15 protein-coding genes and 1 pseudogene are annotated in these 13,646 nt (G+C 66.5%); 10 read left to right on the top strand and 6 right to left on the bottom strand.

Going from position 1 to position 13,646, the window contains the following annotated elements; all coding sequences use genetic code 11:
- Nucleotides 1-21: 21 nt before the first annotated feature.
- Nucleotides 22-882 (top strand): pantoate--beta-alanine ligase, encoded by an 861-nt coding sequence (panC, locus tag Cte04_RS12435; RefSeq protein ID WP_066477803.1) that lies wholly within the window; start codon nt 22-24, stop codon nt 880-882.
- Nucleotides 883-1,013: 131 nt separating this feature from the next.
- On the opposite strand, the gene Cte04_RS12430 is transcribed toward panC, so the two are convergent.
- Nucleotides 1,014-1,403: a hypothetical protein gene (locus Cte04_RS12430; RefSeq protein WP_157081971.1), complete on the bottom strand. Its 390-nt coding sequence runs from the start codon at nt 1,401-1,403 to the stop codon at nt 1,014-1,016.
- Between the two features lie 60 nt (nt 1,404-1,463).
- Between Cte04_RS12430 and Cte04_RS12425 the strand changes: the two genes are divergently transcribed.
- From Cte04_RS12425 to Cte04_RS12405, 5 genes and pseudogenes are all read left to right on the top strand, one after another.
- Complete coding sequence (locus Cte04_RS12425) at nt 1,464-1,913, top strand: MaoC family dehydratase (protein WP_066477799.1); 450 nt, start codon at nt 1,464-1,466, stop codon at nt 1,911-1,913.
- A gap of 78 nt (nt 1,914-1,991) precedes the next feature.
- Nucleotides 1,992-2,147, top strand: a pseudogene (locus Cte04_RS21995) (DUF3079 domain-containing protein); the annotation flags it as partial.
- A 325-nt stretch (nt 2,148-2,472) separates the two neighbouring features.
- Complete coding sequence (locus Cte04_RS12415) at nt 2,473-3,297, top strand: ABC transporter substrate-binding protein (protein ID WP_066477798.1); 825 nt, start codon at nt 2,473-2,475, stop codon at nt 3,295-3,297.
- 232 nt (nt 3,298-3,529) lie between these two features.
- A complete protein-coding gene (locus Cte04_RS12410; RefSeq protein ID WP_066477795.1) occupies nt 3,530-4,285 on the top strand; it encodes an amino acid ABC transporter permease in 756 nt (251 codons plus the stop codon).
- Nucleotides 4,282-4,977, top strand: coding sequence for an amino acid ABC transporter permease (locus tag Cte04_RS12405; protein WP_066477792.1), 696 nt, complete (start codon nt 4,282-4,284; stop codon nt 4,975-4,977). The genes Cte04_RS12410 and Cte04_RS12405 overlap by 4 nt, the downstream gene beginning before the upstream one ends.
- Nucleotides 4,978-5,077: 100 nt before the next feature.
- Here Cte04_RS12405 and Cte04_RS12400 read toward each other — a convergent pair whose 3' ends face one another.
- A complete protein-coding gene (locus Cte04_RS12400; RefSeq protein WP_066477790.1) occupies nt 5,078-5,995 on the bottom strand; it encodes a LysR family transcriptional regulator in 918 nt (305 codons plus the stop codon).
- 106 nt (nt 5,996-6,101) lie between these two features.
- Here Cte04_RS12400 and lysA point away from each other — a divergent pair, with 106 nt between their 5' ends.
- Together lysA and Cte04_RS12390 are read left to right on the top strand one after the other, a co-directional pair.
- Nucleotides 6,102-7,349, top strand: coding sequence for a diaminopimelate decarboxylase (gene lysA, locus Cte04_RS12395; protein ID WP_066477787.1), 1,248 nt, complete (start codon nt 6,102-6,104; stop codon nt 7,347-7,349).
- 102 nt (nt 7,350-7,451) lie between these two features.
- Nucleotides 7,452-8,339, top strand: a complete 888-nt coding sequence (locus Cte04_RS12390; protein WP_066477786.1) for a DMT family transporter — start codon at nt 7,452-7,454, stop codon at nt 8,337-8,339.
- Between the two features lie 105 nt (nt 8,340-8,444).
- Here the strand turns inward: Cte04_RS12390 and Cte04_RS12385 are convergent, their stop codons facing one another.
- The 4 genes from Cte04_RS12385 to Cte04_RS12370 form a co-directional block, all read right to left on the bottom strand.
- A complete protein-coding gene (locus Cte04_RS12385; RefSeq protein ID WP_066477783.1) occupies nt 8,445-9,458 on the bottom strand; it encodes an NAD(P)H-dependent glycerol-3-phosphate dehydrogenase in 1,014 nt (337 codons plus the stop codon).
- A 77-nt stretch (nt 9,459-9,535) separates the two neighbouring features.
- Nucleotides 9,536-9,991: a protein-export chaperone SecB gene (secB, locus tag Cte04_RS12380; RefSeq protein WP_066477781.1), complete on the bottom strand. Its 456-nt coding sequence runs from the start codon at nt 9,989-9,991 to the stop codon at nt 9,536-9,538.
- Nucleotides 9,992-10,150: 159 nt separating this feature from the next.
- The gene (gene grxC, locus Cte04_RS12375; protein ID WP_066477772.1) at nt 10,151-10,408 is read right to left on the bottom strand and encodes a glutaredoxin 3; all 258 of its coding nucleotides are present in this window, start codon (nt 10,406-10,408) and stop codon (nt 10,151-10,153) included.
- Nucleotides 10,409-10,513: 105 nt separating this feature from the next.
- Entirely contained in the window at nt 10,514-10,921 is a 408-nt protein-coding gene (locus Cte04_RS12370; RefSeq protein ID WP_066477771.1) for a rhodanese-like domain-containing protein, read from the bottom strand.
- Between the two features lie 274 nt (nt 10,922-11,195).
- Between Cte04_RS12370 and gpmA the strand changes: the two genes are divergently transcribed.
- Both gpmA and Cte04_RS12360 read left to right on the top strand, forming a co-directional pair.
- A complete protein-coding gene (gpmA, locus tag Cte04_RS12365) occupies nt 11,196-11,939 on the top strand; it encodes a 2,3-diphosphoglycerate-dependent phosphoglycerate mutase (RefSeq protein WP_066477768.1) in 744 nt (247 codons plus the stop codon).
- 149 nt (nt 11,940-12,088) lie between these two features.
- On the top strand, nt 12,089-13,585 hold the full coding sequence (locus tag Cte04_RS12360; protein WP_066477765.1) for a S41 family peptidase: 1,497 nt from the start codon (nt 12,089-12,091) through the stop codon (nt 13,583-13,585).
- Nucleotides 13,586-13,646 lie beyond the last annotated feature (61 nt).

The raw sequence follows: 13,646 nt of genomic DNA, 5'->3' as shown, positions 1-13,646 counted from the left end.
TCCGTTCTTCCCGTTCAAGCCATGCAAATCGTCCATACCATCGCCGACCTGAGAGCCGCACTCGCCACCGCGCTTGCCGGCCGCGGCCGCCCCGCCTTCGTGCCCACCATGGGCAACCTGCATGAAGGCCACCTGTCGCTGATCCGGCTGGTGCGCCAGCACGGCGAAGTGACCGTGGCCAGCATCTTCGTGAACCGCCTGCAGTTCCTGCCGCACGAGGACTTCGACAGCTATCCGCGCACCTGGGAGGCCGACTGCGCCAAGCTGCAGGCCGAAGGCTGCGACATCCTGTTCGCCCCGCGCGAGGCCGACCTCTACCCCGAGCCCCAGACCTTCAAGATCCAGCCCGACCCGGCCCTGGCCGACATCCTCGAGGGCGAGTTCCGCCCCGGCTTCTTCACCGGCGTCTGCACCGTGGTCATGAAGCTGTTCCAGGCCGTGTTCGCCACCACCGGCGGCGGCACGGCCGTGTTCGGCAAGAAGGACTACCAGCAGCTCATGGTGATACGCCGCATGGTGCAGCAGTTCGCCCTGCCCGTCGACATCGTTGCCGGCGAGACGGCACGCGCCGAAGGCGCGAGCGGCGGCCTGGCCCTGAGCTCGCGCAACGGCTACCTGAGCGAAGCGCAGCGCGAGCAGGCCATTGCGCTGTCCAGGGCGCTGAAGACCCTGGCCGAAGCCGCACGGCAGGGCGGCAACCTGGCCGTACTGGAAGCACAGGCCATGCAGGCACTGCGCGCCCAGGGCTGGGAGCCCGACTACCTCACGGTGCGCCAGCGCGGCAATCTGCTGCCGCCGGCCGATGCAACGACCGGCGAGCTGGTGGCCCTGGGTGCCGCACGCCTGGGCGGCACACGGCTCATCGACAACCTGGAGTTCTAGATAAAGCCCCCTGGATCGCTTCGCGCCTTCCCCCCGGAAGGGGACAGCGCCTTCGGCGGGGCGGCTCCTGCCCGGCGTTTCCAGCCTGGAAACGCGCCCAGTTCACGCGCAGTGGATAGTTTTTCCCTCGCTCAACACTGATAGGAATCCACGGAGCACCGGCTGGCCGGTGCCCGCAGCTCCAGCCCCCTGCCCTGCACACGGCAGCGCGCGCCGCTGGCAAACTCCAGCTCCAGCGCAAAAGATGCCGTACTCTGCAGCGGCACGGGCAGCGCGGTCCTGCGCTCGCCGTCCAGCACCACCGTGCCGCCGGCCAGCCGGCCAAGGCAGCCGGACTCCATCTCCACCCGCCCCGGCTGCCCGCATATCAGCAGCAGCGGCATCCATCGGCCCTCGCCCCCCTCGGACACCCGGCCCGCGGCAAAGCGCACGCTCAATTGCTGCGGAGTCTGTTGCAGCTCGGCAACCTCGGAATCGGAAAATTCGAACACCATGGACGCGAGCATAAGCGCGAGTCGCATGCGCTGCAGCGGCCTGCAGACCGGCCATGCATACTCGGGCATCCAATCCGGGAGACATGGATGAGCGACAAGCTATACCTCGAGGATCTCTACGAAGGCCAGAAATTCGTCAGCGGCGACCATCCGCTCGACGAAGCCCAGATCGTGGCCTACGCCAGGCAGTTCGACCCGCAGGTCTTCCACCTCGATGCCGATGCCGCGCAGAACACCTTCTTCCAGGGCCTGGCGGCCAGCGGCTGGCATACGGCCTCCATCAGCATGCGCCTGGTCACCGAAAGCATTCCCCTGGCCGACGGCATCATCGGCGGCGGCGTGGAGGAGCTGGCCTGGCCCCAGCCCACGCGCCCCGGCGACGTGCTGCACCTGGAATCCGAGATCGTGGAGATCATTCCCTCGCGCTCGCGCCCGGACCGCGCCATGGTGCGCCTGCTGTGCCAGACCAAGAACCAGCGCGGCGAAGTGCTGCAGCGCTTCCGCCCCAAGCTTCTGGCCTTCAGGCGGCCCGCATAGGCCTTCGGAAACGGCTTCAAGGGCCGCTCTGTTGCGCCAGCGCAAAGCCAGGGCGGCGGCAGCCGGCCAAGCGCGGGCATGGCCAGGAAGTTTCCTCTCCACCCTGCGTATCCCGGGCGCAACTGCTGGGGGTGCGACCGATCTGGCGCCCATGACGCCATGGCTTGCGGCAACGGCTCGGACCGCGCGCCGCACCCTGCGGAAATGTGGGGCGACGGCTGGGTGCCGTGGGAGCCGCGCCGGCTTCGCGGCCCTTCGGGGCCACCGCGGACAGAGCCGCCTGCGGCGGGCAATCCGCGCAGGCCTGAAAGCCCTTTGGCCTTGTGGCTCGCCCGCACCCGCAGGGATCGGCGCCATGCCGATGCGGCCTTCATTCCCACGGAATATCCGCCTTAATACCTAAAACATATATCTCCGTCGAAAAATATTCCTTTCTGTTTTAAACCTGCATTTCGACAATTCAGCCAGCTCCAACGCTCCGGTTTTTGCAGCAATACGCCTGCTTGGACCAGGGCGCCGGATTCAATGACTTTCATTTCCATCAGGGAGATCGGGTTTTATGGCGCTGAAGAAATTGATCACCGCAACCGCTGCCGCCGCCGCGGTGCTGGCCTCGGATGCGGCCTGGGCGGACCGCCTGCAGGACATCCGGAATGCGGGCGTGCTGCGTGTGGCAGCCTTCGATTCCAACCCTCCTTTCGGCTTTGTCGACCCCAAGACGCGCCAGATCGTGGGCCTGGACGTGGACTATGCCCACGAGTTCGCCAGGCGCCTGGGCGTGAAGCTGCAGCTGGTGCCCACCAACCCCGCCAACCGCGTGCCGCTGCTGCTGTCGGGCAAGGTGGACCTGGTGCTGGCCAACTTCACCATCACCGAGGAGCGCGCCAAGCAGGTGAATTTCAGCATTCCCTACTTCGCCTCGGGCACGCAGTTCCTCGTGCCCAAGGGCAAGCTCAGTGCGCCCGAGCAGCTCAGCGGCCTGCGCATCGGCGTGGACAAGGGCACGACCAACGAAATCGTGTTGCGCGAGAAATACCCCCAGGCCACGCTGGTGGCCTACGACGACACGCCGTTTGCGTTCACCGCGCTGCGCAACGGCAATGTGCAGGCGATCTCCCAGGACGGCCCCAAGCTCGTAGGCCTGCTGGCCACCATCAAGAATCCGCAGGAACGCGCCAAATGGGAGGTGCCGCCCTTTGCCATCTCCAGCGACTTCATCGGCGTGGGCCTGCCCAAGGGCGAGGCGGCGCTGACCGACTGGGTCAACGCCACGCTCAAGGACCTCGAAGCCAAGGGGCAGGCGGGCCGGATCTATGACGCCTGGTTCGGCCCCCAGAGCAATACGCCGCTGCAGCGCAACTTCAGGATCGGAGACAAAGCCTGATCCCCGAGGCGCTGCGCGCCTGCCTCCCAAGCGGCATGCTGCTGCAGGGACGCACCTTCGCCGCCAGGCGGCTCTGGCGCGGTGCCTGCGGGCTCAGGATTCGCCGCCTCCAAAGATTTTTTATATGGGAATGGCTTGCAACCATTACCGGATAAGCGGTGGCAGCTACGTTTTTTGAATATCCGACTTCTTTTCAAGCGCCTGAAGCATCTTCAGGCGCTTGCCCTTCCCCATGATTGCTTTCACGGACTGGCCCCGGCAACTGCTGGCTGCCAGGTACTGGGGCTGGCTGCTCGATGGCGCGGCCACCACCCTGCTGGCCTCGCTGCTGGTCATTGCCGCCGCCACGCTGCTGGGCATGCTGTTCGCCGTGGCGCGCACCGCGCCGCTGGCGACCGTGCGCCAAGCGGCCGGCCTCTACCTTTCCGCCTTTCGCAACACGCCGCTGCTGGTGCAGCTGTTCTTCTGGTATTTCGGTGTGCCGGGGCTGCTGCCGCAAGAGTGGGCCGCGTGGCTCAACCACCCGCACCGGCTGGAGCTGGGGGCTTTCGGCATCGGCTGGCCGTCGTTCGAGTTTGTGGCTGCCCTGTGGGGGCTGGTGCTGTATTCCACCGCCTACGTGGGCGAGGAAATACGTGCCGGCCTGCGCAGCGTGCCGCGCAGCCAGGCGCAGGCCGCCCTGTCCCTGGGCATGCGGCGCGCGCAGGTGCTGCGGCATATCGTGCTGCCCCAGGCGCTGGCCCGGATCGTGGCGCCGCTTTTCGGGCAGTACATGAACATCGTCAAGAACACCTCGCTGGGCATGGCCATAGGGCTGATGGAACTGTCGTACCGCGCGCGCCAGGCCGAGGCCGAGACCTTCCAGTCCTTCCAGGTCTACGGCATTGCCACCATGCTCTACATCGCGCTGGTCGCGGCCCTGGAAATGCTGGGCCGGCATCTCCAGAACCGGCGCCCCTGGGGCCGCATCCGCCTGGAGCGCACATGAACTTCTCCGCCCTCGCCGACGACTGGCAGTACCTGCTGTGGGGCACGTTTCCCGACGGGCCGCCCGGCGGCGCGCTGCTCACGCTGATGCTGAGCGGCCTCTCGGGCGTGGTATCGGCCGTGCTGGGACTGGTACTGGGCATTGCCCTGGCCCTGGGCCAGGACAGCGCCGGCCCCGCGGCGCGGCTGCTGCGCATCGTGCTGGGCTTTCTGCGCGCCATACCGGTGCTGATGCTGATCTTCTGGAGCTACTTTCTGCTGCCCGTGCTGTTCGGCCTCGATGTGCCCGGCATGTTCTCCGTGGTCTGCGCGCTGTCGCTGATCGGCGCGGCCTATCTGGCCCACGGCGTGGCGGCCGGCATCCACGCCGTGGCGCAGGGGCAGTGGGATGCGGGCGCGGCGCTGGGCTTCACGCGCTGGCAGGTCCTGCGCATGGTGATACTGCCGCAGGCGCTGGCCGTCATGCTGCCTTCTTTCGTGAACCAGTGGGTCACGCTGGTCAAGGACAGCTCGCTGGCCTATATCGTGGGCGTGGGCGAGCTGTCCTTTCTCGCCACCCAGGTCAATGCAAGGCTGATGGTCAACCCGGCCGAGGTGTTTCTCTTCGTGGGGGCCATCTACTGGCTGCTGTGCTCGCTGCTCCATCTTCTGGCCGGGGCCGTGGCAGCCAGGCTGCGGCCCGTGCATCTCTGAGCGCACGCCGGGCCCGGAGCCACTCGCATACCGTCCCCAGCCGTTTCCGGTCGCCCCGGGCCAAGCCGGCCGAGCCCGGCATCCGGCTCAATGCAGAAGACTAGGCCTGGACGGACTGCAGCAGGGCCGCGACCAGCCAGTCCACTTCCGGCACCGCGGGCCGGTGCAGCGGCAGCAGCATGTGCACCTGGAAAGGTATCGAGAATGCCAGCGGCCGCACCACCAGCTGCGGCCCGGCGCAGGCGCGGGCCGTGAGCGGGTTGACGACGGCCACGCCCAGCCCCTGCTGGACCATGGCGCAGACAGCCACGGCGCTATGGGTTTCCAGCCGCATCTGGCGCTCCACGCGCGCCCTGGCGAACACGGCATCGATCTGCTGGCGGTAGGGGTCGTCGCGCGCCAGGCTGATGAAGGATTCGCCCGCAAAGTCCTCGGCCCCGAGCACGCTGTGCTGCGCCAGCGGGTGACCGGCAGGCAGCACGGCCACTTCATCCAGCGCCGGCAGCGGCAGGCTGCGCGTGCCGGGCGGCGCATCGGCCAGTTCGGAAAGGCCCAGGTCGTAGCGCTGGGCCGCCATCCACTCCTGCAGCAGCGGCGCCTCCTGCGTGGCCACGCTGACGGAAACCGGACCGTGGCCGGCATGCAGCAGCGCCAGGGCCCGGGGCAGCAGCGCATGGCTCAGCGCCGGCAGGCACAGTACATGCAGGCTGGCCTGGTGCGGCCGGCCCAGCTCCAGCGCGCGCTCCACCACCCGGTCCAGCCCCGCCCAGCTGCGCTGCACCTCGTCCCACAGCTGCAGGGCGCGGGCATTGGGCCGCAAACGTCCCTGGGAGCGGTCGAACAGCGCATAGCCCAGGAGCTGTTCCAGCCGCGCAAGCTCGCGGCTTACCGTGGGCTGGGAGGTGAACAGCATGGAAGCCGCGCCCGTGGCCGTGCCGGCGAGCATGAGGGCTCTGAAAACCTCGATATGGCGATGGGCGATGCGCTCGGGCACTGGAACGGGCAGCGGTTCTGACATACCCAGAGCATATCCATAATGAATAGACTACTCAAAAGCAAGCATTGGACTGCATGCATCGACATGGGCACCATGGGCGGCGAATCAGACGGAATCCCCAACAGCCATGTCCAATCCCTTCACTCCCGCCCAACTCTGGTCCCTGGCCGATCGATACTGCACCCCGCTGTGGGTGTATGACGCAGCCACCATCCGCGAGCGCATCGCCCAGCTGCAGGCCTTCGACACCGTGCGCTTTGCCCAGAAGGCGTGCTCCAACATCCACATCCTCCGGCTGATGCGCGAACAGGGCGTGAAGGTGGATGCCGTCTCGCGCGGCGAGATCCTGCGCGCGCTGGCCGCAGGCTTCACGCCGGGCTTTGGCGAGCCGGCCGACATCGTCTACACCGCCGACGTGATGGACGAGGCCACGCTGGCCACCGTGGTGGAGCACAAGGTGCCCGTGAACGCCGGCTCCATCGACATGCTGCACCAGCTGGCCGCGGCCTCCCCCGGCCACCACGTGTGGCTGCGCATCAACCCTGGCTTCGGCCACGGCCACAGCAACAAGACCAATACCGGCGGCGAGCACAGCAAGCACGGCATCTGGCACAGCGAGCTGGAAGCGGCGCTGGCCGCCATCCGCACCGGCGGCCTGGTGCTGGCCGGCCTGCACATGCACATCGGCTCCGGCGTGGACTACGGCCACCTGCAGGAAGTCTGCGGCGCCATGGTCAAGCTAGTGGAACGCACCAAGGCCGCAGGCCATGACCTGCATGCCATCTCGGCCGGCGGAGGCCTGTCCATTCCCTACCGCAAGGGCGACGCCACCATCGACACCGCGCACTACCACGGCCTGTGGGATGCGGCGCGCAAGCAAGCCGAGAGCATCGTGGGCCACAAGCTGGGCCTGGAGCTGGAGCCCGGCCGCTTCCTGGTGGCCGAATCGGGCGTGCTGCTGGGCACGGTGCGCGCCACCAAGAATGCCGGCAGCAATCATTTCGTGCTGGTCGATACCGGCTTCAACGAGCTGATGCGCCCCGCCATGTACGGCAGCTTCCATGCCATGGACGTGCTGCGCCGCGACGGCGCCGCCCTGCCCGCGCGCGACAGCGTGGTGGCCGGCCCGCTGTGCGAATCGGGCGACGTGTTCACCCAGGGCGACGGCGGCGTGGTGCTGCCGCGCGCGCTGGCCGGCGCCAGCGTGGGCGACCTGCTCGTGATCCATGACACGGGCGCCTACGGCAGCTCCATGTCCAGCAACTACAACACGCGTCCGCTGGCCGCCGAAGTGCTGGTGGACGGCACCGACGCCCGGCTGATCCGCCGGCGCCAGACCGTGGAGGAACTGCTGGCACTGGAACTGAGCCTCTGATTCGATAGCTGCCAGCGCTTTGCTGGCAAAGGTTTCAGGCAAAAAATGCCTGAAATCCATTCTCCATCGGGCACCGGCAGGGGTGCCCTGCGCGCTTTTTCCATGCCACAGCACTCCGCTTCATCGGCCCACCGGCACACGCTGACGGGCATTGCCTTCACGGTGCTGGCCTGCGCCTGCTTTTCGGTACTGGACACCGGCTCCAAATACGCGGGCGCCCTGCTGCCGCTGCTGATGGCGCTGTGGCTGCGCTATGTGCTGCAATCGGCATTGACCGTGGGTTTCGGCGTTGCCAGACACGGGCTGGATATCTTTCGCACGCAGCGCCCCGGCTTCCAGTGCCTGCGCGCCGTGCTGTTTTGCCTGAGCAATGCACTGGCCATGCTGAGCCTGCGCTACCTGCCGCTGGCCGAATTCACCGCCGTGGTGGCCCTCACGCCGCTGGCGCTGACCCTGGTGGCCGCGCTGTGGCTGCGCCAGCGCGTCAGCCCGCTGCGCTGGGTGCTGGTGGGGCTGGGCTTTGCCGGCACGCTGGTCATCATCCGGCCCGGCGCCAATTTCAGCGGCTGGGCACTGTTCTGGCCCGTGCTGCAACTGGCGGCCAACACGGCCTACCAGGTGCTCAGCAGCCGCATGGCAGGCAAGGAACGGCCGCTGACCACGCAGATCTACACCAGCCTGCTGGCGCTGGCCCTGACCTGCGCCACCCTGCCCTGGACCTGGCAGCTACCGGACACGGCAGCGCTGTGGCTGGCCGGCATCGCCATGGGCGTGGGCAGCGCGGTCGGGCACCTGATGCTGCTCAAGGCCTACGAAAAAGCCCAGCCCGCCACCATCACGCCGTTCCTGTACAGCCAGATCCCCTGCGCATTGCTGGCCGGCTGGCTGGTCTACGGCCACATCCCCGACCAATGGGCCGTGATCGGCATGGCCATGGTCGCGGCCTGCGGCGCGGCCAGCGCCTGGCTCAGCATGAGGGAGTTACGTTGACCCCCTGAGCGGATTCGCCGCTTCCCCTTGAAAGGGGGGCGATGGCCTTTGCTGCGGGGCGGCCCATGCTGGCCGTCTCGCACCTGAAACACGCCAGTTTCAAGGTCAGCTCTCCGGCTTCGGGTCGCGGCCCATCAGGTGCTCCACGGCCTGGGCTGCCGTGATGCGGCCGTCGAGCAGGTCCACCACGGTTTCGGCGATCGGCATCTCCACCTGCAGCAAACGCGCGCGCGCCAGCACGGTGCGTGCGCTGTAGACGCCTTCGGCCACATGGCCCAGGGAGGCCACGGCCTGCTCCAGCGTCCGGCCTTGGGCCAGCAGCAGGCCGACTTTGCGGTTGCGCGACAGGTCACCGGTGGCGGTCAGCACCAGATCGCCCAGGCCGGACAGTCCCATGAAGGTTTCCGTGCGTGCGCCGAGGGCCACGCCCAGGCGCGTCATTTCCGCCAGGCCGCGCGTCACCAGCGCCGCCCGCGCATTGAGCCCCAGCTGCAGGCCGTCGCAAAGCCCGGTGGCAATGGCCAGCACGTTCTTCACGGCGCCGCCCACTTCCACGCCCACGATGTCGCTGTTGGCATAGACGCGCAGGGCGCCGCCATGGAAGGCGGTCACCAGCTGCTCGGTCACCTGCGCGTGCTGGCTGGCCGCCACCAGGGCCGTGGGCTGCTGGCGCGCCACCTCGGCCGCAAAGCTGGGGCCGCTGAGCACGCCGCTGCGCAGTCCGGGCGCCACCTGCTGGCAGATTTCATGCGCCATCAGCCCGTAGGCGCCCGCCGGTGCGCCGGGCGGCACGGCCTCGAAGCCCTTGCAAAGCCAGGCCACGGGAACCGCGCAATCCTTGAGCCGGCCCAGCCATTCGCGCAGTGCCGCCATGGGCGTGCCGAGAACGACCAGATCGGCCGCGTGGACATGGCCCATGACATCGCCATGCACCACGGCCAGCGCCGCCGGGAACCGCACGCCCTGGAGATAGCGGCTGTTGGCCCGTTCGGCCTGCATGGCCTGTGCCTGGGCCGCGTCGCGCGCCCAGAGCACCACGGAACGATCTTCGCCATGCGCCGCCGCGCTGATGGCCAGCGCCGTACCCCAGGCGCCAGCACCAATGACAACAATTTTCATAGCCGCCGAGATTAACCCGCCCGAAATGCAAAAGAGGCCGCTGGGGCCTCTTTTTCTTGTCGCAAGCCCGGGATGGCTTACTGGGGCAGCTGGCCTTCGGCCTGTGCCGCTGCGGCCTGCTGCTGCTCGTACATGGCCTGGAAATTGATTTCGGCCAGGTGCACGGGAGGGAAGCCCGCACGGGTCACGATGTCGGCCACGTTGCCGCGCAGGTAGGGATAGATGATCTGCGGGCAGGCGATGCCGATCACGGCGCCCATCTGGTCTTCGGGCACGTTGCGGATCTCGAAGATGCCGGCCTGCTTGGCTTCCACCAGGAACACGGTCTTGTCCTGGATCTTGGTCTGCACGGTCGCGGTCACGGCCACTTCAAAGACGCCTTCGGCCACGGGAGTGGCTTCCACGCCCAGCTGGATGTCCACATTGGGCTGCTCCTGCTCGAGCAGGATGGCGGGCGAATTGGGCTGCTCGAGCGACACGTCCTTCAGGTACACGCGCTGGATCTGGAAAACGGGGGTTTCTTGTTCGGCCATGATGGGGTCGGTCTTTCAGGAATAGGGATTCAATGCAATGAAAAGGCCCGCTGCAACGCGCTGTCGCAGCGGGCTCTTCCATGGGAAATAGCAGCTTGCATTATGCAGTGTGCACCGGCGGGCGTCGGCAGATCTCGCAGGCGCCGCGGCATTCGGGCATCAGGACTGCAGCAGGGGCACCAGGCCGCCCTTGGCGTCCAGCGCCATCAGGTCGTCGCAGCCGCCCACATGGGTTTCGCCGATGAAGATCTGCGGCACCGTACGGCGGCCCGTGACCTCCATCATGTGGCTGCGCGCGGCAGGATCGGCATCGATGCGGATTTCCTCGATCTGCTCCACACCCTTGGATTTCAGGATCTGCTTGGCACGGATGCAATAGGGGCAGACAGCGGTGGTGTACATCTTCACGGCTTGCATGGGGGCAACTTCCTCGACTTCATAGCAGCGGCCCGCGCGTGGCGCCCGGACAGCGATTCAAAACACGGCATCGGGCAGGCCCGATGAAAACCAGCTGGGGGCGGTTTACGCTTTCTCAACCGGCAGGCCGGCATCGCGCCAGGCCTTCATGCCGCCAGCCAGCGCCTGGGCCTTCTCATAGCCCAGCTTCCGGGCGATGCCCTCGGCACGCGCGGCTCGCGCGCCCTTGGCGCACACCAGCACCACCGGCAGCTGCTTGTTCTTGACCATGGAAGGCAGCTTTTCCTCGAACTGGCCCAGCGGCAGATTCTTGGCACCGTTGACATGGCCGGCAGCGAACTCCTCGGGCTCGCATACATCCAGCACCACGGCTTTTTCGCGGTTGATCAGATGCACGGCTGCAGCGGCCGACAGCGAACCGCCGGCAGCGCCACGTACAACGGGCAGCACCAGCATGACGCCCGAAGCCGCGGCGATCAGAATCAGGTACCAGTTATCAATAATGAATTTCACGTCATTCCTCGGGATGGCAAACCGGCCGATTTTAGGGGCAGGCCCGAACCCGGGGCACGGCGGCATTCCCGGCCCGACCCAAGGTCAAGAAGATAGCCGCTCTGCCACTGCCCTGCAGCGCAAGCGGGTACTGCGATTTCCGTCCTCCGGCCCGCCGATGCGGCCGCCACGCGCGACAGCCCTGCACCCCTGTGCGGGGCCCAGGAAAGGCCAAAGCTCTAAAATGCCAGTTTTGACTTAGCGTCATTACTGCTTTGCTACTTTGAGAGAATCCATGTACAAGCTCGTTCTGATCCGCCACGGCGAATCCACCTGGAACCTTGAAAACCGCTTTACCGGCTGGACCGATGTGGATCTGACCGCCACCGGCGTAGAGCAGGCCAAGCAGGCCGGCCGTCTGCTCAAGGCCGAAGGCTACGATTTCGATGTGGCCTACACCAGCATGCTCAAGCGCGCCACGCGTACGCTGTGGCATGTGCTCGACGAGATGGACCGCACCTGGCTGCCCGTGGTGCACAGCTGGCGTCTGAACGAGCGCCATTACGGCGGCCTGCAAGGCCTCAACAAGGCCGACATGGCCAAGCAGTACGGCGAAGCCCAGGTGCTGCAGTGGCGCCGCAGCTATGACGTGCCGCCGCCGGCCCTGGAAGCCAGCGACCCGCGCAGCGAGCGCAGCGATGTCCGCTACGCCAAGCTGCAACCCGAGCAGATCCCGCTGACCGAATGCCTCAAGGACACCGTGGCCCGCGTGATTCCGTTCTGGGAAGAGTCCATGGCCCCCGCCATCAAGGCCGGCAAGCGCCTGGTCGTCACGGCCCATGGCAATTCCATCCGGGCACTGGTCAAGTATCTGGACCATATCTCCGACCAGGACATCGTGAGCCTGAACATTCCCAACGGCATTCCTCTGGTCTACGAACTGGACGCCGACCTCCAGCCCATTCGCCACTACTATCTGGGCGATGCCGCAGCTGCAGCCAGCGCCGCGGCAGCCGTGGCCTCCCAGGGCAAGGCCTGAAAAGCGTGAAACCGTCTGCGCAGCCGCTGCCGGCTCCGCAGACGCGCTGGCCATCGCTTTATGCCCGGCACCCGCAAGCCCGCAACCCTGGGGAACCTCGCGGGTCAAGCACCGCTCTAGGTGTATATTGCAAAGGTTAAAGGGGTGCTATGGGTCAAAAAATCAAAATTGCAGGCTGGATCTCTGTAGGCGTGGTGGCTGGCGCTCTGACCACGGTATCGCTGCAGACTCTGGCCCGAGGGGGCATGGCGCCCCTGCCGCTGGAAGAAATTCAACAGCTGTCGGCCGTATTCGGCCTCATCAAGACCGACTATGTCGAGCCCGTCAGCGACAAGAAGCTGATCACCGATGCCATCTCGGGCATGGTGTCCAGCCTGGACCCGCACTCCCAGTATTTCGACAAGAAGTCGTACAAGGAATTCCGCGAAGGCACGATGGGCAGGTTCGTGGGCGTGGGCATCGAGATCACCATGGAAGATGGCCTGATCAAGATCGTCTCGCCCATCGAGGGCTCCCCGGCCTTCCGTGCCGGCCTCAAGACCGGCGACCTGATCACCAAGATCGACGACACCGCCGTCAAGGGACTGTCGCTCAACGACGCGGTCAAACGCATGCGCGGCGAGCCCAATACCAAAGTGCGCCTGACCATTCTGCGCAAGGACGAAAGCCGCAGCTTCCCCGTCACCATCACTCGCGAAGAGATCAAGACCCAGTCGGTCAAGGGCAAGCTCATCGAACCCGGCTATGCCTGGATCCGCCTGAGCCAGTTCCAGGAGCGCACGGTCGACGACTTCGTGCGCAAGGTGGAGGAGCTCTACAAGCAGGACCCCAATCTCAAGGGCCTGGTGCTGGATCTGCGCAACGATCCGGGCGGCCTGCTCGATGCCGCCGTCGCCATCTCCGCGGCCTTCCTGCCTGCCAACACCACCGTGGTCTCGACCAACGGCCAGCTGGAGGAAAGCAAGGCCGTCTACAAGGCGTCGCCCGAGTTCTACGCCCAGCGCGGCTTCGGCGATCCGCTGCAGCGCCTGCCTGCAGGACTCAAGAAGCTGCCGCTGGTGGTGCTGGTCAATGAAGGGTCGGCTTCGGCCAGCGAGATCGTGGCCGGCGCCCTGCAGGACCACAAGCGCGCCACCATCATGGGCAGCCAGACCTTCGGCAAGGGTTCGGTGCAGACCGTGCGCCCCCTGGGTCCGGACACCGCACTCAAGCTCACCACGGCCCGCTACTACACCCCCAGCGGAAAATCCATCCAGGCCAAGGGCATTGTTCCCGACGTGATGGTGGACGAGACGCCGGAAGGCGACCTGTTTGCAGCCCTGAGCATGCGCGAAGCAGACCTGGAAAAGCACCTGTCGAGCGGCCAGGGCGCCGAGGTGAAGAACGAGGCGCTGGAGAAGGCCCGCGAGGAAGCGCGCAAGCGCCTCGAGGAAGAATCCAAGAAGCCGCTGTCGGAGCGCCGCCTGCCCGAGTTCGGCTCGGACAAGGACTTCCAGCTGCAGCAGGCACTGAACCAGCTCAAGGGCAAGCCCGTGAAGGTCAGCAAGACACTGACCGCCCGCGATCTCGAGAAGAAGCCCGAAGACAGCAAGCCTGCCGACAAAAAGCCGGCAAACAAGGCCGAGCCGGAGAAAAAAGGCAACTGATCCTAAAATCGGCATGCACCTACCGACCAAGCCGGGCTTTGCGCCCGGCTTTTTCATGGCT

The sequence above is a fragment of the Comamonas terrae genome (assembly GCF_001544075.1).
Taxonomy (GTDB): Bacteria; Pseudomonadota; Gammaproteobacteria; order Burkholderiales; family Burkholderiaceae_C; genus Comamonas; species Comamonas terrae.
Note: the sequence above shows the minus strand (reverse complement) of the source record. Positions and strands in the feature narration are given on the sequence as shown.

Bases quoted from the DNA above. Each gene is read 5' to 3' on its own strand.
- Cte04_RS12385 (WP_066477783.1), bottom strand. From the start codon at position 9,458: ATGAAAATTGTTGTCATTGGTGCTGGCGCCTGGGGTACGGCGCTGGCC.
- Cte04_RS12405 (WP_066477792.1), top strand. From the start codon at position 4,282: ATGAACTTCTCCGCCCTCGCCGACGACTGGCAGTACCTGCTGTGGGGC.
- Cte04_RS12430 (WP_157081971.1), bottom strand. From the start codon at position 1,403: ATGCGACTCGCGCTTATGCTCGCGTCCATGGTGTTCGAATTTTCCGAT.
- gpmA (WP_066477768.1), top strand. From the start codon at position 11,196: ATGTACAAGCTCGTTCTGATCCGCCACGGCGAATCCACCTGGAACCTT.
- Cte04_RS12410 (WP_066477795.1), top strand. From the start codon at position 3,530: ATGATTGCTTTCACGGACTGGCCCCGGCAACTGCTGGCTGCCAGGTAC.
- Cte04_RS12415 (WP_066477798.1), top strand. From the start codon at position 2,473: ATGGCGCTGAAGAAATTGATCACCGCAACCGCTGCCGCCGCCGCGGTG.
- lysA (WP_066477787.1), top strand. From the start codon at position 6,102: ATGTCCAATCCCTTCACTCCCGCCCAACTCTGGTCCCTGGCCGATCGA.
- Cte04_RS12360 (WP_066477765.1), top strand. From the start codon at position 12,089: ATGGGTCAAAAAATCAAAATTGCAGGCTGGATCTCTGTAGGCGTGGTG.
- Cte04_RS12390 (WP_066477786.1), top strand. From the start codon at position 7,452: ATGCCACAGCACTCCGCTTCATCGGCCCACCGGCACACGCTGACGGGC.
- secB (WP_066477781.1), bottom strand. From the start codon at position 9,991: ATGGCCGAACAAGAAACCCCCGTTTTCCAGATCCAGCGCGTGTACCTG.
- Cte04_RS12400 (WP_066477790.1), bottom strand. From the start codon at position 5,995: ATGTCAGAACCGCTGCCCGTTCCAGTGCCCGAGCGCATCGCCCATCGC.
- Cte04_RS12425 (WP_066477799.1), top strand. From the start codon at position 1,464: ATGAGCGACAAGCTATACCTCGAGGATCTCTACGAAGGCCAGAAATTC.
- panC (WP_066477803.1), top strand. From the start codon at position 22: ATGCAAATCGTCCATACCATCGCCGACCTGAGAGCCGCACTCGCCACC.
- grxC (WP_066477772.1), bottom strand. From the start codon at position 10,408: ATGCAAGCCGTGAAGATGTACACCACCGCTGTCTGCCCCTATTGCATC.